Origin of the sequence: Hymenobacter cavernae (genome assembly GCF_014641455.1) — a bacterium.
Lineage (GTDB): Bacteria > Bacteroidota > Bacteroidia > Cytophagales > Hymenobacteraceae > Hymenobacter > Hymenobacter cavernae.
On the sequence record NZ_BMHT01000004.1, the window covers coordinates 623,009 to 643,652 of the forward strand.

At 55.3% G+C, this 20,644-nt stretch carries 14 protein-coding genes; 5 read left to right on the plus strand and 9 right to left on the minus strand.

Features of this window, described 5'->3' with window-relative positions:
* Positions 1 to 44 precede the first annotated feature (44 nt).
* Complete coding sequence (gene uxuA, locus IEX74_RS13555) at positions 45 to 1,220, plus strand: mannonate dehydratase (RefSeq protein ID WP_229755284.1); 1,176 nt, start codon at positions 45 to 47, stop codon at positions 1,218 to 1,220.
* 171 nt (positions 1,221 to 1,391) lie between these two features.
* On the plus strand, positions 1,392 to 2,252 hold the full coding sequence (locus IEX74_RS13560; RefSeq protein ID WP_188814512.1) for a sialate O-acetylesterase: 861 nt from the start codon (positions 1,392 to 1,394) through the stop codon (positions 2,250 to 2,252).
* A 218-nt stretch (positions 2,253 to 2,470) separates the two neighbouring features.
* Here the strand turns inward: IEX74_RS13560 and IEX74_RS13565 are convergent, their stop codons facing one another.
* The 8 genes from IEX74_RS13565 to IEX74_RS13600 form a co-directional block, all read right to left on the minus strand.
* Positions 2,471 to 3,475: an SMP-30/gluconolactonase/LRE family protein gene (locus IEX74_RS13565; protein WP_188814513.1), complete on the minus strand. Its 1,005-nt coding sequence runs from the start codon at positions 3,473 to 3,475 to the stop codon at positions 2,471 to 2,473.
* A 120-nt stretch (positions 3,476 to 3,595) separates the two neighbouring features.
* On the minus strand, positions 3,596 to 5,554 hold the full coding sequence (locus tag IEX74_RS13570; RefSeq protein WP_188814514.1) for a T9SS type B sorting domain-containing protein: 1,959 nt from the start codon (positions 5,552 to 5,554) through the stop codon (positions 3,596 to 3,598).
* 141 nt (positions 5,555 to 5,695) lie between these two features.
* Positions 5,696 to 7,099, minus strand: a complete 1,404-nt coding sequence (locus IEX74_RS13575) for an HAL/PAL/TAL family ammonia-lyase (RefSeq protein ID WP_188814515.1) — start codon at positions 7,097 to 7,099, stop codon at positions 5,696 to 5,698.
* 42 nt (positions 7,100 to 7,141) lie between these two features.
* The gene (gene hisS / locus IEX74_RS13580) at positions 7,142 to 8,548 is read right to left on the minus strand and encodes a histidine--tRNA ligase (RefSeq protein WP_188814516.1); all 1,407 of its coding nucleotides are present in this window, start codon (positions 8,546 to 8,548) and stop codon (positions 7,142 to 7,144) included.
* Between the two features lie 66 nt (positions 8,549 to 8,614).
* Positions 8,615 to 8,977, minus strand: a complete 363-nt coding sequence (locus IEX74_RS13585) for a hypothetical protein (protein ID WP_188814517.1) — start codon at positions 8,975 to 8,977, stop codon at positions 8,615 to 8,617.
* A 346-nt stretch (positions 8,978 to 9,323) separates the two neighbouring features.
* Positions 9,324 to 9,944, minus strand: a complete 621-nt coding sequence (locus IEX74_RS13590) for a DUF2459 domain-containing protein (protein WP_188814518.1) — start codon at positions 9,942 to 9,944, stop codon at positions 9,324 to 9,326.
* Between the two features lie 223 nt (positions 9,945 to 10,167).
* Positions 10,168 to 10,608 carry a carboxypeptidase regulatory-like domain-containing protein gene (locus tag IEX74_RS13595; RefSeq protein ID WP_188814519.1) on the minus strand — a complete coding sequence of 147 codons (441 nt, stop codon included), beginning with the start codon at positions 10,606 to 10,608 and terminating at the stop codon, positions 10,168 to 10,170.
* 538 nt (positions 10,609 to 11,146) lie between these two features.
* Complete coding sequence (locus IEX74_RS13600) at positions 11,147 to 13,594, minus strand: outer membrane beta-barrel family protein (protein ID WP_188814520.1); 2,448 nt, start codon at positions 13,592 to 13,594, stop codon at positions 11,147 to 11,149.
* A 658-nt stretch (positions 13,595 to 14,252) separates the two neighbouring features.
* On the opposite strand from IEX74_RS13600, the gene IEX74_RS13605 reads away from it, so the two are divergent.
* Genes IEX74_RS13605 through IEX74_RS13615 form a run of 3 tightly spaced genes read left to right on the plus strand, consistent with a single transcriptional unit; the run spans position 14,253 to position 18,663 of the window.
* On the plus strand, positions 14,253 to 15,926 hold the full coding sequence (locus tag IEX74_RS13605; protein ID WP_188814521.1) for an alkaline phosphatase PhoX: 1,674 nt from the start codon (positions 14,253 to 14,255) through the stop codon (positions 15,924 to 15,926).
* Between the two features lie 50 nt (positions 15,927 to 15,976).
* Positions 15,977 to 16,843, plus strand: a complete 867-nt coding sequence (locus IEX74_RS13610) for a leucine-rich repeat domain-containing protein (protein WP_188814522.1) — start codon at positions 15,977 to 15,979, stop codon at positions 16,841 to 16,843.
* A 26-nt stretch (positions 16,844 to 16,869) separates the two neighbouring features.
* Entirely contained in the window at positions 16,870 to 18,663 is a 1,794-nt protein-coding gene (locus tag IEX74_RS13615) for a cytochrome c peroxidase (protein ID WP_188814523.1), read from the plus strand.
* A gap of 15 nt (positions 18,664 to 18,678) precedes the next feature.
* Here the strand turns inward: IEX74_RS13615 and IEX74_RS13620 are convergent, their stop codons facing one another.
* Positions 18,679 to 19,554: a GNAT family N-acetyltransferase gene (locus IEX74_RS13620; protein ID WP_229755285.1), complete on the minus strand. Its 876-nt coding sequence runs from the start codon at positions 19,552 to 19,554 to the stop codon at positions 18,679 to 18,681.
* Between the last annotated feature and the right edge of the window lie 1,090 nt (positions 19,555 to 20,644).

Here is a 20,644-nt window from a genome sequence, read left to right on the forward strand (position 1 = left end):
ATTCTCCATTTTTGGCGGCGTTTAACTTAAAAGAGCAGCAAGAAATGGCGTACACAATGCAGCAAACCATGCGCTGGTTTGGCCCCAATGATCCTGTTAGCCTGGCCGACATCCGGCAGGCCGGTTGTGCTGGCGTCGTGACGGCCTTGCACCACTTGCCCAACGGTGTGGTGTGGCCGGTAGAGGAAATCCAGAAGCGCAAGGCCGAAATTGAGGCGGCCGGCCTGGTGTGGAGTGTGGTAGAAAGTGTGCCGGTGCACGAGAACATCAAGACGCAGACGGGCGAGTTTGAAACGTACATCCAGTACTACCAACAGTCGCTGCGCAACCTGGCTGAGTGCGACATCCGCATCGTCACCTACAACTTTATGCCGGTGCTTGACTGGACGCGCACCGACCTGGCTTTCACCGTGGCCGATGGCTCCAAGGCCCTGCGCTTCGAGCGCGCCGCGTTTGTGGCCTTCGACGTGTTCCTGCTTCAGCGCCGCAATGCCGAGCAAGACTACACGCCCGAGGAAATCGAAAAGGCGCGGCAGCGCTTCGCCGCCATGAGCGACGCCGATAAGCAACTGCTTCAGCGCAACATCATTGCGGGCCTGCCGGGCAGCGAGGAAAGCTTCACGCTGGCGCAGTTTCAGCAGGCCCTTGACACCTACGCGGGCATCGACGCGGCCCGGCTGCAAGCCAACCTCATTTACTTCCTGCAACAAGTGGTGCCCGTGGCGGAGGAAGTAGGTGTGAAGCTGGTCATCCACCCCGACGATCCGCCCTACAGCATCCTAGGTTTGCCGCGGGTGGTGAGTACGGCGGCCGATGTGGCGGCTTTGTTCGAGGCGGTTCCGTCGCCGAGCAACGGCTTGTGCTTCTGCACCGGCTCGTTCGGCGTCATTCCGAGCAATGATTTGCCCGCGATGGTGCGCCAGTTTGCCGATCGCATCAACTTCATCCACCTGCGCAGCACGCGCCGCAACGCCGAGGGCGACTTCTACGAGGACAACCACCTGGAAGGCGACGTGGATATGTTCGGCGTAGTGCGCGAGCTGCTCACGGCCATGCAAACCCGCCAGCTCAGCATCCCGATGCGCCCCGACCATGGCCACCAGATGCTCGACGACTTGAACAAAAAAACCAACCCCGGCTACTCCGGCATCGGCCGCTTACGTGGCCTGGCCGAGCTGCGCGGCCTGGAGCTAGGTATTCAAAAGAGCCTGTTTGAGTAAGATGGTTTAGGCTAGAAAGATGAGTAGGACGTCATTGTAGAACGACCTGAACAGAACGTCATTCCGACCAGCGGGAGGAATGACGTTCTGTTCAGGTCGTTCTACAATGACGTCCTAACCCGCGCTAATTGCAAAACAAGCGTTACAAAACTTAACTGCTCATTTTAGCTCATGAAGTATTCTGCTGCTCTGCTACTTACGCTGGCTTTGCTCTTGGGTAGTAACCTAGGTTTACAGGCGCAAGGCCTCAAGTCAAAAGTGCGCGAGTCGGCAACGCCGCCCATTCGGAAAGAGAAGTTTCAGCTATATCTACTTGTCGGTCAGTCAAATATGGCGGGGCGCGGCTACCCGGAAGCCCAGGATACCGTGCCCGACCGCCATGTGCTGCGCCTGAACCAGGCCGGCGCGTGGGAAATAGCCAAAGAACCTATCCATTTCGACAAGCCCATAGCAGGCGTCGGACCGGGGCTGGCGTTCGGCAAGGCAATGGCCGCGCCGGATACGAGCGTCGTTATTGGCCTGATTCCGTGCGCAGTAGGTGGCTCCGGTATTGCCGTATGGCAGCCGGGTGCTTACTACGAAGCCACCAAAACCAACCCCTACGACGACGCTATTGCGCGCGCGAAACTCGCCATGCAAACGGGCAAGCTGAAAGGCATCATCTGGCACCAGGGCGAAACCGACAGCAACCCCACCGACAGCAAGCTGTACGCGCAAAACCTAACGGCGCTAATAGCTAGGTTTCGCCACGATTTGCAGTCGCCCGCAGTGCCGTTTGTGGCTGGGCAATTACCTGAATTTCAATTCGTAAAGCCGGATAGTACTGGACACCGGCAAGTCAACGAAGCGGCCATTCAGGTGAATAAAAGCGTGGCGCAGCTGAAGAAAACCGTCCCGAATTACGCCTGCGTTACGGCGGAAGGCACCAAAGACCGCGGCGACCAGCTGCATTTCGATGCTGCTTCCGCCCGCCTGATGGGCCGCCGCTACGCGGCCGCAATGCTAGGTTTACTTAAGAAAAAGCATCGATAAGCGAGCCGCTCCGGCACTGAAAAACCAGAACGTCGCTGAGCTTGTCGAAGCAGCTTGCATGCGGACTTCAGAACGATGTAGAGACGCAATACTTTGCGTCTCCTCGTTGCTGACGTTGTTGACCTAGGTTGTTCTACGTAAGTCGTTCAACGACGAGACGCAAAGTATTGCGTCTCTACATCGTTCTGGATTCTTGTATATCTCTAATAATTAAGGTGTTATTCCACGCCCTTTACCTTCATCGGCAGCGTGAACACGGACTCGGAAGCGGTGATGAAAAGCGTTTTACGGTCTTTCCCGCCGAAGCACAAGTTGGCCGTCCAAGCGGCGGGCACGTCGATGTGGGCTAGCTTCTGGCCTTGGGGCGTGTACACCGTCACTCCTTTGCCAGTCAGGTAGACGTTGCCCTGGCTGTCGAGCGTCATGCCATCGGAGCCTTGCTCCACGAAAAGCTTGCGGTCGGTGAGGGTGCCGTCGGCGTTGATCTGGTATTTGTAAGTCTTATCTGCTTTAATATCAGCCACGTACAAGTACTTGCCATCAGGAGTGCCCACAATGCCATTGGGTTGCTGAACCTGATCATCCACTACAATCGGCTCCGTGCGACCTTTAGCCAAGTAGTAGACTTTCTGCCCGTCGATGTCAGGGCTTTGGCGCGTCCAGTAGGAGCGTTGGTAGTAAGGATCGGTGAAGTAAATACCGCCTTTAGCGTTGATCCATAGGTCGTTGGGGCCGTTGAGCTTGTGCTGCTGCACGTCGCGCAGCAGCACCGTCACCTTGCCGGCGGGGCTGATCGACCAAAGTTCGTTCTGAGCATCGGCGCAGGCGAGCAGGTTGCCCTGCGGGTCGAAGTACAAGCCATTGGAGCGGCCCGTCTTGTCCAGAAAAACCGACAGCTTACCATTGGTGCCGTACTTCCAGATCTTATCATTCGGCTGATCGGTGAAGAAGATGTTGCCTTTTTTATCAACCGCTGGCCCTTCAGTAAACTTAAACTGACTGGAAACAAGCCTAGGTTTTGCCTCGCCGGCTACGATGGTGCTGAGCCGGGCCGCGTTGCTGGTATCGGCCGGAAAGCTGCCAAACCTAGGTGCTCGACTTTCGAGCTTCACGCTTGGCTTGGTGCCGTTTCGGGGTGCTTCCAGCGAATGGCGGAAGGGAAATAAGCTGGCAGCCAGTAAAATGTATGATAGTCGCAGGCGAGTTGGGGAAGCGTTATTCATCGGGTAGTTGGAAGTGGAACAGTACGAATAGCAGGGGGCAACCTAGGGCTAGGTCGGCTGAGACGGGCGCACAAGCAAGCTGGTCAGACCAGCGCTAAAGCTAGGAAAAGCGGCTATAACCTAGCGCAGAATCGTGATGGTGCCGCTCTGCACGACCTTCTGGCCCGTTTCGTCCACGGCTTCGAAGCGCCAGGCGTAGGTGCCGGGCACGGGCGGATTGTTGCGTACGCGGCCGTCCCAGGTTTGGGTGCGGTCGATGCCGCGAAATACTTCCTGACCGTTACGGTCGACCACCACAAACGTAAACTTGTCCAAGTAGCGTCCTTTCACTTCCAGCACATCGTTCAGACCGTCGCCGTTGGGCGTGAAAGCCGTGGGCAACACCACCGTTATGCGCCTCGCGACGGTGGCCACATTGGAGTAGCTGAAGGTGCCGGCCGGCAAGCCGCCGCTGGCTTCGAGGCGGTAGCGCAGCACCTGCCGCGTGCTGGCCGGCTGCTGGTCCAACTCCGTCGTGCCCGACACGCTCCGGCTCGCCAGCACAGTGCCATCGGCAGCCAGGGTGAGCAGGCGGTAGCTAACCGGCGCATTCGGGTCGGGCCCGCGCAGCCCCGACCACGATAGTGTGGCCGTGTTGCCGAGCGGGTCGGCGGCCTGGGCGGTCAGCACGGGCGGGCAGACCGGAGCGCTATCTGCGGAACGGTTCCCGCACACGTCCACCAGGCGCACGGTGTAGCAGGCGCCGCTGCCCGGCGCCAGGGTAGAGTCGCGGAGGGTGCGGGCGGTGGTGGGGGCCAGGTCCTGGCCGTTGCGGGTGTAAGTCAGTTGCCCGCTGGTTGGGTTACGCGGCGTGGAGGCCGTCAGCTCGATCTGGTTGCGCAGGTTGAAGCTGGCTACTAGGCGCGGGGCGGGTGGTGCCTGCGTCGAAGCGGTCTGCACCGAAGCTAGGTCCGAAGCCGAAGCAGCAGCCCCTACGGTTGCCGTGACGCGATATTGGTACGTGGTGCCACAGCTCACGAGGGTGTCCCGGTACTGCGTCGTGCCACTCACTACCGCTAAGCGCTGCCCATCGCGCGTTATTTCGTAGCTGTTTGTCCGCGCTGAATCAGGAAAAAACCACCGGAGCACGTTGCGGGCATTCACCGAAGCAACCCGCAACGTAGTGGTAGCCAACGGTGTTGAGGGATAATCAATCGGGCTCCTTTGGCAAGGATCTACCAAGCGCAGTCGGTAGCGGCCGGGTAGTGTGGCATTGGGTAGGGTAAAGGTGGTGCCGGGGTTGGCGGGCAACACCGCCAGCGTAGTGTAGGCAGCCCCATTTGCCAGCTGCAACTCGTAGCGGTATTCCGGCTGAAGCGGCGCAAACTGGAAGTTGAGACTTCCGCTGCTTAGGGTCAGGCGCTGAATAACAGGTATTTGCGGTGTAGGCAAAGGCGTAAAAGAAACCGTTTCCGAGCCTACGCATTGCACCGCATCGTAAATGCCGGTCACTGTCACGGTGTAAGGCCCACCGGCCGGAGCTGCGTAAAGCGCTGTGCCCGGCTGCACATTAGCAGTAGTCGGCCCATTCCCGACGCGCACGGAGTAGCGGTTATAGCTCGGACCTAGGCTATTAGGCGCGGCAATCGTCACTTCTACCACGCCTGCCGAGCACGCCCGCACCGAGACCCTAGGTTTGGCTGTGCCATACACGGCGTAGCGCCGCACGTAGGTAGTGCCGCTGGCCGGGTCAAGCGGGTTCTGGGCATTCTCATACACGCTGATACGGCCCGGCCGGCTCGTGATGGTGTACTCAGTGCGGCGAGGCTCCGCGAACTTGCACTGTGTGGTGTCATAGTACACCTTCGTTGCATCCACATTGCGCGCCGGGTTGGGTGCAAAGCGGACCTTCTGCCCTTGGCAAAAAGCGTCCAATCGTTGCCCTGTCACAGCATCATACGCCTCAAAAGCTCCGGGTGGCTGGTTCGGTGTGATGGGCGTGCGGCAGGAATCAACAGGCGTTTGGGCCCGCAGATCAGCGGAAAAACCTAGCCAGCACAGCCAGAGCAAGAACAGATAACGGTACCTCACGAAGAACATAACGTGTAAAAGCAGTCAACAATTATCAGGTATCAGTTACCAAGTGCCAGTTACCAACTGTCAGTTAACACGGCACTGCTAACCTAGATGCGGCGGACAAGTACTGATACCTGGTAACTGGTAGTTGGTAACTGATAACTGTTAACTGAAAACCTCTGTGCGGATGAAAGAAACTGCTGCCTGTAAGGCTAGGTAGGGCGCTTGTGGCTGCGTCTCGAAATCAACTTTCGCCTTCAAAGTCGCAACTACTTGCTCCAGTGCGGGCGAGGTGCGGGCCGGACGCCGCAGGCGCAAGGCCTGCACTGCCGTGAGCAACTCAATAGCCAGCACCTGTTCGGTATTCTCTAGAACACGCCGCACCTTGGTCGCCGCATTAGCGCCCATACTGACGTGGTCAGCGGGGCCCGCGCTGCCGAAGTTGTTGTCCAGCGAAGCCGGCGCGCAGAGCTGCTTATTCTGACTCACGATGCTGGCGGCCGTGTGTTGCACCATCAACAAGCCAGGTGTCGTAGTAGATCCGGTTATTTTAGGTTGATATGCAAGCAATTGCGCCGTGCGGCGCTCCGAGATGCTACCTAGCTCGGCAATGGCAATAGCCAGAAAATCAAGCGGCATTGCCAGGGACTGCCCGTGGAAGTTGCCGCTCGATAGCGTAATATTATCAGCAGGGAAGAAGGCCGGAGAAGCCGTGACGGAGTTGCATTCCGTTTCCAGCACTTGCGCCACGTAGCTCAGCGCATCGCGGGAGGCGCCGTGCACCTGCGGCTGGCACCGGAAAGAATACGGCGTTTGCTCTACGGACCTAGGTTGCTGCGTTAGCCCGCTGTTCGCTAACAAATTGCGCAACCGTTCCGCGACCAGCGCCTGCCCGGCTAGTGGGCGTAGCGCCTGCAAGCGCGCATCAAATGGCTCGACACTGCCCCCCAAAACATCGTGCGATAACGCCCCGACTACATCGGCCGCGCGGGCCAGGCGCTGCGCACGCAGCAACGTATGCACGCCATAAGCCAGCATAAATTGCGTGCCCATTAGCAAAGCCAGGTCCTCGCCGGAAGCTAGTGGCACCGGCTCCCAGCTGAACAGGTGAAACGCATCGGCGGTCTGAAGCCGGTAGCCTTGGAAGTTAACCTCGCCCAACCCGAGCAGCGGCAAACCTAGGTGCGCCAGCGGCACCTGGTCGCCGGCTCCGGACGAGCCTTGCTGGTACACCACGGGCAGCATCTCACGGTTGTAAAAATCCAGCAGACGCTGCACCGTGGCCACCTGCGCGCCACTATGGCCGTAGCTCAGGCTCTGGGCTTTGAGCAGCAGCATAAGCCGCACCAGCTCGCTGGGCACTTCATCGCCGGTGCCGCACGCGTGCGCCAGCAACGTACTGGCCGGCGACTGGTCGTTGCTGGCTGCTTGCGTGAGAAGGTGCGCGTGCCCCGCTTCTATCCGCTGCTTCGCTTCGGGGCTGAGCACCACGCGGCCCTGGTCGGTTAGCAGCGCGTCGAGGGTTGCCAGGTCGAGGCGGGTGGCAGGATGAAGAACGTAGTCAGGCATAAAGCGGGAGAAAAGCTGAAATCAGGGCAGCCAGTAAGGGGCTTATTCGCCAGTAAGAGTAGCCACTACCTGACCTAGGTCAAGCAAGCGCTCCTCGCCGGTGCGCATGTCGCGGAGCTTGGCTTGGCCAGCGGCCCGTTCTTCCGAACCTAGGAGCAGCAGGTACGGAATACCCTTTTGGTCAGCGTATTGAAACTGCTTCTTCAGCTTGCCGCTTTCGGGGTACAGCTCGGCCGAAATGCCCGCTTCGCGCAGCTGGCGCAGCACCGGCAGCGCTGCCCGCTCCGATTCAGCGTCGAAGTTGGCGAGCAGGCATTGCGTGGTGGCCGTGGCGGCAGCGGGGAAAAGCTGCAACTCTTCCAGACAGTCGTACAGCCGATCAACGCCGAAGGAGAAGCCTACGCCCGACACGCCGGGCAGCCCGAAAGCGCCCGTTAGGTTGTCGTAGCGTCCGCCACCCGACACGCTGCCCATGTTTACGTTGTTGATCTTGACTTCGAAAATACAGCCCGTGTAGTAGCTCAGGCCACGGGCTAGGGTCACGTCGAAATCAAGGTTCTTAAAGTGCTCGAAGCCAAACTCCTGTAGCAGCTCGTACACGCGGCGCAGGTCTTGCAGGCCCCGGTAGCCGTTTTCATTATCGGGTGTAACGCCGGCCGTCACGAAAGCGGCCAGCAGCCGGTCCAGCTTTTCAGCGAAATCACCTTCCACGCCCAGCAGCGTAAACAGCGTGTCGATGGCCGTAGCTGAGAAGCCGCGCTCCGTTAGCTCTTTCTCCACGCCAGAGCGGCCAATTTTATCAAGCTTGTCGATGGCCGTGAACAGGTCTACTTCCGTGCCTTCGCCGCCCAGTGCCTGATAAATAGCGCCGAGCACGCCGCGGTGGTTGATCTTAATCGAGTGTTCCGTCAGACCTAGGGTGCTGAGCACCTCGCTCATCATCAGCACGATTTCCGCCTCGCACAGCAGCGAGTTGGTGCCCACCACATCGGCGTCGCACTGGTAGAATTCGCGGTAACGGCCGCGCTGGGGATTGTCGGCGCGCCACACGGGCTGAATTTGATAGCGCTTGAATGGGAAGGTGAGGGTGCCCCGGTTCATCACTACGTAACGGGCAAAAGGCACTGTCAGGTCGTAGCGCAGCCCTTTTTCGGCAATTTTAGGCAGTACCTTTTTGTACCCAGCGGCTAGATCCTCAGCCGTTACAGCTGCATTTTTCTTGTTTAAATAATCACCAGAGTTCAAGATTTTAAACAAGAGCTGGTCACCTTCTTCGCCGTACTTGCCGGTCAGCACCGACAGGTTTTCGAGGGTGGGCGTCTCGAGCGGCGCAAAACCGAACTTCTCGAACGTGCGGCGGATAATGCCAAAAATGTAGTTGCGACGGGCCATTACAGCAGGACCAAAATCGCGGGTGCCTCGAGGGAGGCTAGGCTTCTGAATGCTCATCGAATACAATGCGGGTAAGAGCCGCGAAGGTACGCAAACGAGCGGGTGGCGCCAGCAACGCTAGGCTTAAGACCTCACATACTGGTACACGTAGTCGTCCTCGTGCACGGCATCCAGCAGCGAGAATACCAGCAGCGGCTGCGAAGCTGCATCGAGGTTGAGGAAGTGGTGGCGAACCTGGTCGGGCACGTGACACAGCACCAAGCGCCGATTCTGACAACGCAGGTGAAACGCGTAGGCCAGCAGCAAGTCAATGGCGTCCGGGGTGAGGTCTTCCAGCAAGCTACAATCCACCCAAACGGCCTTCTTGTTACTGCGGCTAGCCCGGTGCAAAGCACGGCTCAGCTTGATTTCATCAGGCGAGGTAGAGTCGGGGGCCAGAATCAGAAGGTAGCTGTCGGGAAGCACCTCGCGTTGGATGTCGAGCATAGTTTTGGTACCACCATCGGAGCATAAAGCATCCTCTTGCGGCTTTGCTGGTAGTCAAATATAAATGGCTAAATGGCACTAAAAAAGAGAAATTCACACATAGTCAGTATAGTATAAATTATACTTGGTAAAATAAAATATGATTTTCTATATATTATTGCTTCCTTGAAAACTACCAGAGGTAACAGGCCTCACATCAACCGGGAGGGATGAAGGTATGCTAATTAGGCAATTAGCAGCTGAACGGAAGGAGAATGGATGAAAGGCAACGAGCCTGAGAAAAGTCTAAAAAATGCTGCTGTTTCTGCCGTCAGTTGGTTTGTTAAGTAAGCGTAAGCCAAGGTGCTCATTGAGCGCGACGCACCTGATACAGGACTGAAGCAGCCAGTGGCGCTTTCCAAGCGGCCCGGATACCGGCACGGGCAAGCGTGCGGTTCGTCCAGTCGTTGCAGGTGTGCAGCAGATGGTAGCGGCCGCCAGCCCGAAAAAAGAAATCGTGCGGGGTGTAGCCGGCCGCATTGCGCAAGGTGAAATGATCCGCCGAATCAACCTGAAAAGATTGTGTAATAAGTTGAGTTAGTCTCTGATACTGAGCAACAGAAATCTGTACGGGAACCACCCGCCGACCCGCCGGCGCGCCCTGATAAAACCCAACGTGCATGAGTGTCCGGCCCGGTATCATAGCCCGCAGGGTAGTGCCAACGCCGGGAAAGTGCCCGTCATAGGAATCGAGGAAAAAACCTTCGCTGCCCCACCCAAACGCCACAAACTGGTAGCTGCTAAACTGATTAATCCAGGCCGGCTGACCTAGCTTTTGCAGCCAATCGGTAGCGGTGCGCGGCTCGCGCAAGGGCACCACCACATCGGAGTGGAAGCCATTGGACACAATGTAGATGGGAACTCCACCGGGCGTTTGCCTAAACTGGCGGTTGACAGGAACCACCGTGCCCGTCAGGAGAAAAAGCAAAATTGCTGCGAGTGCCGCCATCAGGAGCCGAAAACTACGTGCGAGTCGGAATGATTTCATGCGTGATTCCGCCGGCCAGACCTAGGTTGGAGCGGCCTGGGTTAATACCGCGTGCCACGCTGGGTAACCCACCAAAACCAACAAGGAGCCGCCACCCGAAGGTAGCGACTCCTTGAAGTTGATTGGCAGCTAGGTTGCTACCAACTTTGGCGTAGGCCCTAACTTAATTGACGGCCAGCATCGTGGCTGGGTGGCACTGCGCGGCACACGTTACGGCAGGGCTGGCAGCTGACTTGCTGGCTAGCTGCGTGTTAGCAGGTTGCATCACCATGTTGCCCAGAGCAACGCGCGTCTTCAACCCGTTGAAGGTGATGGTCGGCTCCATCTGCTGGTAGCCTAGCACCGTGGTGGTGAACTTGTACTTGCCAAACGGCACTTTGTCGAGGCGGAAAGAACCATCGGCATTGGTTTTTACGGAGCGTACGTAGGCGTTGTCGGTGGCGCGCAGCAGCACGACGTTGGCGTGCGGAATGGGTTCGCGCGTGTCGGCATCGAGCAGCTTGCCCGTGAGCGTGCCGTTGTAGAAAGTGGCGGCGGAGAGCTGTAAGCCCGTGAGCAGCAGGATGACACCAAAAAGAATGCGGTTCAGGAAGGAAGTTTTCATAGCTGGAAAGGAGAAGAACGATTGGAAAAGGAAGAGTGAACTTGTCTGCGGAACGGAAGCCGCCGCGGGTCTGATTTAGCGGCTGAAGCAAGCGGAAGGAAGGAGAACGAGGTAAGTCCAGGGCGCAAGCTGCGCTTTTGAGGAAAGCCCTGACAAGCAACAGTCAGCGGCGACTCCGAACGGCGTACAGTCCTTTAAAGGCCGTGATAGGGAGTATGAGGAGCAAAGGTTCTTTACAGTAACCTACCTTGCAAAACAAGGTACCTTATGTTTGTTTTACATGGCTACGAGGAAGCGCAAATTTTTGAGTGAGATGAATACTAGGCGGGAGAGGGAGGAAGGAGCTGGAAGCTAGCCTTAAAAGACTCTAGATTATTACAGGGTGCTGATTTTCAAGGGTATTCCTATATTCTGATCGTATGGTATCAGGGTAGGAGAGCAGCAGGTGGGCATTGAGGAAGCTTGGCTGATTTGATGTTACAAAAGTAGCGCAGCTTTGGGTGGGCGTCAATCACACAATGATGTGAATGTCATGGTATTAGCCCCCGAATCCGCCGCCACCACTTTTAGGACCTTGCTCAATCTTCTTGGATGGTTTGCTGTTGCCGAAGTAGTACGTGAAACCTAGGTAGCCCACGCGCGTCTCGCGTTTGTTGCGGAAGTTGGCGGTGAGGCCTTCCGAATATAGCTCCGTGTACTGGCGCTTGGTGTTGAAAATGTCGCTGACGCGGAGCGTAAGGGCCGCTTTGTCGTTGAACAGGCGCTGGCGCAAGGCAACGTCCGTGGAGTAAACCGAGGCCATGCGACCCTGCGCCGTGATGACGGCGCCGCGGTAGTTGCTGGTCAGCTGCACGTCGAGGGTTTTGGTAGGGTTGAACGTGTTCATCAGGCGGGCCGTGCCGGTGTAGTTGGAGCGGTTGCGGCTGTCGCCACTGAAGCTGGTCAGCTCGTTGCGGAAGATAGAGCCATTGGCGGTGATTTTCCACCACTTCGCAACTGGCTGCGTGATAGATAGCTCCAGGCCGTAGTTGTTCGTCTGCCCAAAGTTGCGGTAGCTCGTGCGAGTGATGAAGTCGGGCTGGCCGCTGAGGCGGGTGGCGGCGGTATCTACTTCGCGGATCGACTGCAACGACTGGTTGGTCTGGCGCCAGAAGGTGGTGGTGCTCAGGCTGGTTTGCCCCATCGAAACCTGATAACCTAGCTCGAAAGCATTCACGTACTCGGGCCGGATGTTAGGGTTGCCGATGCGGTAGTTGCGCTGATCGTTGTAGATAGGTAGGGCCAGGAACTGCATGAAATCGGGGCGGTTGAGGCGACGCGAGTAGCTGGCCTGTACGCGTTGGTCGCCGGGCAGGGTGCGCGCCACGGTAGCCGAAGGAAACAAGTTGAGAAAGTGTTGGTTGAAGTTGCCCAGGCTAGGTACTACGTTGCCCGTCAGGTTGGTGTACTCGGCGCGCAAACCGCCCTGGTAGCTCCACTTGCCAACTTCAGTCTGGTAGGTAGCGTAGCCAGCGTGCACATTTCGGGTGTAGCGATAGTCGTAGGAGAAGGCATCCTGCCGGGTGAAGGTGGCCGCATCCGCGTCCTGAAGCAGATAGTCGACACCGCCGCTGGTGTACAGGTTTTCAGTTTTCAGACCTAGGTCGAGGTGAGTTTTCTCGCCCAATGGGTGCACATAATCGACTTGGCCCATCAGCAGGCTCAAGCCTACGTCATATTTCTGCTGCCGCTCCTGCTTGGGATATTCAGCCGGACCATCCAATACTTTTTGACCTACCGTAACATCCACATCCACATCTACATACGTAACGTTGGCGGTCAGCTCGCGGCCTTTCTGGTTTTTCCAGGTGCGGCGGTAATCGCCAGAAAGATCTAGCTCGCGTTGTTGCTCCTGGTCGTAACCTAGGTTGCGCAGGGCAATGGGTGCGTCGCTATTGCGGGTGAGTAACGTGTTAAAGTTTTCCCGCTCCCAACTCTTGTTGCGGCTGAGGTCGGCGGCTACTGTCAGCTTTTGGTTGTCCGTTAGGTCATAGTCGGCTCCAATTCGGCCGCCGTGGTACGTGCCGTGGCTAACGTTATTACCTTCCTGATCGGTGCGAGTGGTCGAGTTGCCCACCGTGGCTACCTGGTGCAGGTTGCCAGCGCCGCGCCACCTGTTATCGCTGCCGTCGTAGCTACCGAAGTAGTTGATCTTGCCGCTTTTACGGTTCACGTTCAGCGAGGTGTTGTACTTGTCCTGTGTTCCGACGTTAGCCACGGCTTGCCCGTTCCAGCCATCTTTCTGCTGTTTCTTCAGGGTGATGTTAATCACGCCACCTGAGCCAGCGGCCGAATATCGAGCCGAAGGATTGGTGATAACCTCCACATTCTCAATGCGGCTGGCGGGTAGCTGATCCAGGCGGAAGGTGCTGGGAGCGGGCTTGCCATCCACGTAAATCGTCACGTTCGGTGTGCCCCGCAGGCTCACTTGCCCGCTTTGGTCTACTGATACAGAAGGCACGTTCTGGAGCACATCCACGGCCGTGCCGCCGGTGCTGTTGAGGTCTTTGCTGACGTTGATGACCTTTTTATCCAGATTATCCACGACGGCGGCCTTCTCTCCTTGTACTACTACGCCTTTTAATTGCACTGCTGTGGGCGCAATCTTCAAAATACCTAGCTGCGCGGAAGGAGCAGCGGCGGTCAAGGTTATTGCTTTCTTAAAAGGTTGATAGCCCACTACCGTCGCCCGTAGCATGTAGCTGCCCGAAGCAACCTTTTCAACGGTAAACGTGCCGTTATCAGCAGTTTGAGCACCAGCAACGAAGCTGGAATCCTGGGCTTTCAGGAGCACCACATTGGCGAACGGTAGTGGCTGGCTGGTACTTTGATCGAGTAGTTTGCCCGAAACCGTACCGTTATTTTGAGCTTGCACTACCAGCGGAAAGAGCGCAACAAGGAACCCTAGGCACCGCAGTGCCCGGCGAAAGGTAAGGAAGGAGTTCATAGAAGTAGGAGAGGTGAGTTGGAAGAATCAGGCAATAGGGGGCTGTCCCAGTCGGCCGCGGTTCCGCTGGTCACCCCCACGCAGGGATTCACTCAAGTTTTCTGGGATGCTCGTTGGCGAGACATCGGTGCAACGCCCTGGTAGATGCCGGCAGGCGGTCGAGGGTTGTCTAGGCTGCAAAAAATTTGCTGACCGACTTACCTGCGTCAGGTGGCGTTGGAGGCCCGGCGGGCACCACCCCGGCTGGGTGATTACGACGGCCAGGTTTTAGTTCCAATTAGTGATACAAAGATAATGACAGGTACTATGCGACGCAAGGTACCTTGATGAATTTATTTTTAGTCGTTAGTATTTAGATGGGTTAATGCACTTGTTTATTGGGCTTAGCTAGGTTGAATAAAGTCGTAATATGTTGTATATCAGCAATTTTATTTTGTTGTGCTAGCAGAGTCGTGGTGTTTATGACAATGCTTATCTTATGTGCTCAGTAAGTACTTCTTCTTTTATAAGTGAGTAGTTGATGCTCCGAGCGGTCTTCAATCCTGCGAGCTAATAGGCTGAAGAAAATTACAGCAAAAGCTCATTTTGGATTAATGGTATGTTAAACTAGAGGAAACATAGGTGCCCTACCTTGCAGCCGCATTCACAACACCACCTCATGAAACAAAACCTACTCTTTCTCGGGGCTGTCTTATTCGCTAGCGGCGCCGCTCAAGCCCAGACATCTCCCAACTGTAATCCGCTTCCTGCCGGCTCACTGAGTGATTTTATCTCCGTGCGGCCTACCACCCAGATGCAGGGGTTGACTATTCCTTCGACGCATATCTACCAAATGCTGGTGCAAACCGGCGACTCGTACTCGAGCCCAAGCGAGGGAACGGTAAAAGCCGCTAACGACTTCACCGGCTATGTGCCAGTTAATAATAGCAGTACCAACGGGTATTTGTCAATCAACCACGAAGGCTCCTCGACGGCAACGTCGGGGGTGAGCATGCTTAACTTGCAGTTCAACGCTGGCACGAAGCTGTGGAATGTAACGGCCAAGAATCCCGTTGACTTTACGCAAGTAGTTGGTACTTACAACAACTGCTCGGGTGGTATCACGCCTTGGAAAACAGTAATTACCTGCGAGGAAAATACGCCCACCGCTCCAACCGACAGCAACAACGACGGCTACCTTGATTTTGGCTGGAACGTGGAGCTAGACCCGGCCACGCACAGCGTGAAAGATCAGGATGGAGATGGCAGGCCCGACAAGCTGTGGCGTTTGGGTCGTATGCGTCACGAAAACGTAGTTGTAAAGGCTGATGGCAGCACCGTATACGAGGGCGCCGACGATGGCGGCACCAGCTACGTATATAAGTACGTAGCCGATACGCCCGGCAAGCTAGCCAACGGCAACCTCTACGTGCTGAAGCTCGATGGGGCTATCGGCGCGGCTACCACCGGCAAGTGGATTCAGGTGCCGAATACTACCAAGACTGACTGCAACAACACCACGACGTTGGCTACTGCCCTAGGTGCTACGAGCTTCAACGGGGTAGAAGACGTGGAAATCGGCCCGCACGACGGTCGTATCTACTTCACTGCCAAAGGAACAGGTCGCGTGTATCGCTTCAACGATGGCGCCGCCACGGTGAGCGGCTTCGAGATATTTGCGGGGCAGCCGGTGGGTGTTACCAACCAAGCCTACCCGATCAACTACGGTGGTGGCACGGTGCTGGAACCCTGGGATACGGGCAACGACAATCTCACCTTCGACACGCACGGCAATTTGTATGTGCTGCAGGATGGTGGCCGCAACCACATCTGGCTGATCAAACCGTGTCATACGCAGGCTACCCCTGCCGTGGAGGTGTTTGCCGTGACGCCCGCCGGCTCCGAGCCGACTGGCATGACGTTGTCGCCCGATGAGAAGTTTATGTTCGTGTCCATCCAAAGTCCGAGCAGCGCCAACACACAAGCGACTATTGATGCTGCTGGTAAACCGGTGGTGTTCAATCGCGCCACGACAGTCGTTATTGCCCGCAAAGAAAACCTAGGTACGACGGTAGCCGCGACGCAAGTCGTTAAGAATTCCAGCAAGTTAGAACTGTACCCAAACCCAGCGACTGACGAGCTAACCCTGGAGTTGCCGAGCGACCGGCAGGAAGTAGCGACTTTGCAGATCGTAAGCGTTATTGGGCGGCAGGTACTAGTTGAAAAGGCTGTTAAGCTGACCCAGGGCGCCAATCAATTGAAGCTGCCCGTGAATTCATTGAGCAGTGGCCAGTATATTCTGCTCATCAAAACGGCCCGCACCACCACTACGCGCTCATTTATCAAGAAGTGAGGCTAGGTTCGTTTATCTCATTCATTCTATTACCTGTTGCCCTGCAAGTTTTGCAGGGCAACAGGTGTTTAGCGCAGTGCCCTAATGCGGCGGCTTTCACCATTGCCGAAGCGCTCAGTCGACCAGCCTGCACGCTCGAACTGAACCTGCGCTTCCAGGATTTGGAGCAGTTGCCAGCAGCGGTAAGCAAACTGCCGCGCCTGCGCCGTTTGCACGTCCAGGACAACCACCTGCGTCATCTGCCCGATGAGGTAACCCAGCTGGACAGCCTGCGCGAGCTATTTGCCAATAAAAACGGTTTACTGGACTTGCCTGCGCAGCTTGGCAATCTTCAGCGCTTAAGGCAGTTGCAGGTAAATGAGAATGCCCTCGCTGAATTGCCACCTAGCATCGGCAAGCTCGACAGCCTGCGCTATCTGATAACAGCCTGGAACAACTGCACCTCATTACCTGACGAGCTAGGTCAACTGAGGCAACTCGAATACTTCGACGCTTCGCACAATCAGCTGCTGTTTTTGCCCGCTACCCTAGGGCAGTTGCGTCACCTGAAATATGCTTATCTGAACCATAACCGGTTGGAAAATCTGCCAGTTCAGATAGGAGAGTTGCGCGAGTTGCACGAGCTGGACCTAGCTAACAACCATCTAGAGCAGCTGCCCGCCAGCATCGGCCGGTGCCGGTCGTTGAAGGCCCTGACGCTCACCAGCAACCAGCTAAAAAACTTGCCTAGCAGCCTAGGTCAGCTCACCGACTTGGAAACCCTTATTGCCAGCGACAATCACCTGACCACGTTGCCTCGTTCTTTGGGTAAGCTGAAGAAGCTCAAGACGGTAATCCTGGTAGGCAATGCTTTCACCCCCGAAGCCCGGCGCCAAGCAGAAGCCCTGCTACCCAGCGCGAAACTCTATTTTGAATGATTGCTTATTCAGTCCGCTTCCGAGCCGTGAGGCGTCCTTTCCTGCTTGTTCTTGCCATTCTGCTGTTTTCCTTCACTGTATTGCGCAAAACGCCCGCGGAACAAGTCAAAGACTATTACGATACCCACTTAAGCCAGCTGCATAAAACGCTGCTGCAGTTCCAAGAAATCAGTGATCAGGCTAGCCTCACTGCTTTGCGCGCCAGCTTTACGGCATGTCGGAGCGAGTACAAGCGCCTGGAATTCGCTGTGGAATATTATTACCCAAATGCGGCGCAACGCCTGAATGGGGCCGCGCTGCCCGAAGCCGAGCCCAGCGAGCCTGAGCAGGTCATGCCGCCCACGGGTTTTCAGGTGTTGGAAGAATATGTATACGGCAGCACTGACAACCAAGCTACTCGCGGCCTGATTGGGCAGGAACTGGAAAATATGCTCTACCAAGTGCGTTACCTGCAAGCGCAGGCACCAGTACTCACGTTCACCGAAACAGAAGTTTTCGATGCCATTCGCCTGAACCTCTACCGATTAGCTACAAAAGGCCTATCCGGCTTCGATTCACCCGTGGCGTTTGCCTCCTTACCCGAAGCTGCCGTGACATTGGAAGGAACAGGGGAGGTGCTAACGTGCTTTGAGCCACCAGCGTTGCTCTCACAACAAGTGCAGCGAAGCGTGGCCGCCGTGCACACGCCAGGTACCACCGTAGCTGGCTTCAACGCCTTCGACCGTGCTGCCTTCCTGGTTCGGTATTTCAATCCGTTGCTGGCCGCCTTGCAACAAGCACAACTTCAGCAAGGTATTCCGTTCGTGCAAGCCAAGCGTGCTATTCGGCCTAGGGCTGTCAGCTACTTCGCCGCCGATGCTTTCGATCCGACCTTCTTTGCCCCCGCTGATGCGGCTCCTGCCACGCCAGCGGTGTTAGCTCTTGGTAAAGCCTTGTTTCAGGAACCCGCTTTGTCAGCACGGAGCGGACGGACGTGCGCCAGTTGCCATATTCCTGGCCGGGCCTACACGGATGGGTTGAAGGTAAACAACTCGCTGTTAGCAGGTGTGAACCTGGAGCGCAACACGCCCACCTTATTAAATGCTAGCTTACAGCCTGCTCAGTTTTATGATGGGCGAGTACCTTTTTTGGAAGATCAAATTCACGAGGTAGTTTCCAACAAAGCCGAGATGGGCGGACGCTTCGACGAGGTAACGAGTGTGCTCCGGCGCAAAAAAGGTTACACCAAATTATTTGCTCAAGCTTTTGCCACCGAGTCAAAGCCGCTCACTGAACGCAACATCCGCAAGGCGCTAGCAGCTTACGTCCGCTCTCTGGTACGCCTCAATAGCCGCTTCGACCAGTACATGCGTGGCGATACAGCGGTGCTTTCCAGAACCGAAATCACAGGTTTCAACCTGTTCATGGGCAAGGCAAAATGCGGTACCTGTCATTATATGCCGTTGTTTAATGGAACAGTGGCGCCGCTCTACAATAAGGTAGAAAGTGAAGTGCTGGGAGTACCAACTACCCGCGATACACTGCATCCTTCTTTGGATAAAGATCAGGGCAAGTACTTGCTTTACCAGATTGCGTATCAGCGCTATGCATTTAAGACGCCTACGGTGCGTAATGCTGCTCATACGGCGCCGTACATGCACAATGGCGTGTATCAGTCTCTGGAAGAGGTGATTGATTTCTACAACAAAGGTGGCGGTATTGGTCTAGGTCTGGAGGTACCAACGCAAACGCTAGGGGAGGACCACCTAGGTTTATCCGCTCTTGATAAACAAGCTATTATAGCCTTCATCAACTCACTAACGGACGAAGGTGAACAATAGGAGGGGGCATCTTTACTAAGCCAGCAGCCTATAAGTGTGCTCCGGCAGCTTTCGGGCGTTTAGTACCAAGAAGCCGTCGAGTGAGTTACTAACAGTATTGATATTAAGGCCTAGAAAACGGGCATTCTGTCGAAGGTAATGGCGTAATGATGTTGGCATGTACATTCCACCAGGTTGTAAGTCAGCTACCAAATTGTGTAACGCCTCTACCTGATCTAAGCCCATTTCTATCTGCGTAGCCCTTTGCTCCTGAAGAGGATGGTAGCGAAACTGTTTGCGGGTGTGTACATAAACTGCCCGTTCTGCATCAAAGTAATACTGCCTGATAAAATTGGCGACGAATGCCTTGGAAGCTGGTAAAAAGCTAGGGCTTACACTCACTGAACTAATTAGATAGCTATATTCGGAATGCGAGCTTAGGTAAGCAGCTAGTCCTTTCCAGAGTAAGACAACTGGTAGCTCCTGATTTCGATATTCGGCCCGGATGAATGAACCTCCGATTTCCAACGATTCGCGTAGCAAAGGAGTCAGCTTCTTCTTCCAGCGAAACAGCGAATGTAAGTAGAAACCCTGATTGCCATGCTGCCTCAAAACAACACGACCTGGGCCTACCCGGCAGGCACCTACTAATTGCCGGCTTTGGCGATTATAAAGGAATAAATGTTGTTGGTTATCGTCGTACCTAGCTAATGGTTGCGCAATGGCGTTTACTACAAGCTCGCGCAAACGCACAATTTCCTGCAACACATTCGGGATTTCACCTCGCTTAACTATATACACTTCCCATTCACCGCAGACTATCAACTTCCGCGATGGCCGGAGTTCTGCCAAGTCTTCTTCCAACGAAGCAACGGCGGTTTCGGATAGAATAGCCCTCGCTTTCTCCCCCAAAGATTCAGACGAATTAGCTATCTGGGAAGCTGTTATGGTAGACTCTAGGTCACAAATCTGCTGACCTAGGTAAGCCGTTCGTATATTAGCAGTTATACCACCTAGTTCAGTTGCTGTTATTGGTCTGCCAATACGCAGACGTATTGTTGTGTCGCGCTGTGTCAACAAATCAGCTAGAATCCGTGATGTGCCTAGCAAAGGAGAAAACCACGTAAGCCAAGTAGGATGAGTCGTCTGTCCATTAAACCAAATTGGAACAATAGGTAAGCATGTGGTCTCCAACAGGTGAGTACCAGTAGGGCATGTGGTTAGATCAGAGCCGGTTCGAAGCTTCTTCCCTGAGAAGAATAGTAGGGGAATGTCGTTTTGTACGAGGCGTAATAAGCGCCGCAAGCTCTGCTCATTGCTAGACTTCACGCCTGTGTTAGGACCTAGGTTCACAAACTGGAAGTTGAACTTCAATGATCGGCTTATAGCCTCCAGATCATTCACAACTACATGCAAGTCGGGTCTCACTTGTCCAAGCACATGCAATACAGCCAATTGATCAAGCAATCCATTAGGAGAGCCTGCTACGGCAATAAAAGTACTGGTGGGTAGTTGGCAGAGTTCCGAGAAATTATACTCTACTCGAATATGTAAGTGGTCCAACAATGCCGCAACGAATGCGAACCCCGTCAGCGTAGAATTGGTACAAAACTGCCGTAGCTCACGAAGATAACTTCTTTGTTGAAGTATTGATAGGGATAAAGCTCGTGAGGCAGGATATAGGAGAGGGATACTTTAGATGAAGATAGACTACTCATGAACACTAAAATTAGTAGTCAAACTTCGCTAAAGCATACTAACTGGTGGTTAAGTAGGTATTATTTACTTGTTATAAAATAAATAATAAGAAAGCTATTCACTAGAACCTTGAAATATATATTAAGGCCTTTTTAGTGATTAAAGAAAGCCTTTAAGAAATACTATTTACTCCTGCGCCTAGCGAAGGGTGGGGGGCTAAATGAGTTCAGCCCTGACTGTTCGCGCGGAGGGCAGCGACCAGCCAGGGCTGAAGAACAAGCAAAGGTTGGCGGCGACCGACTCT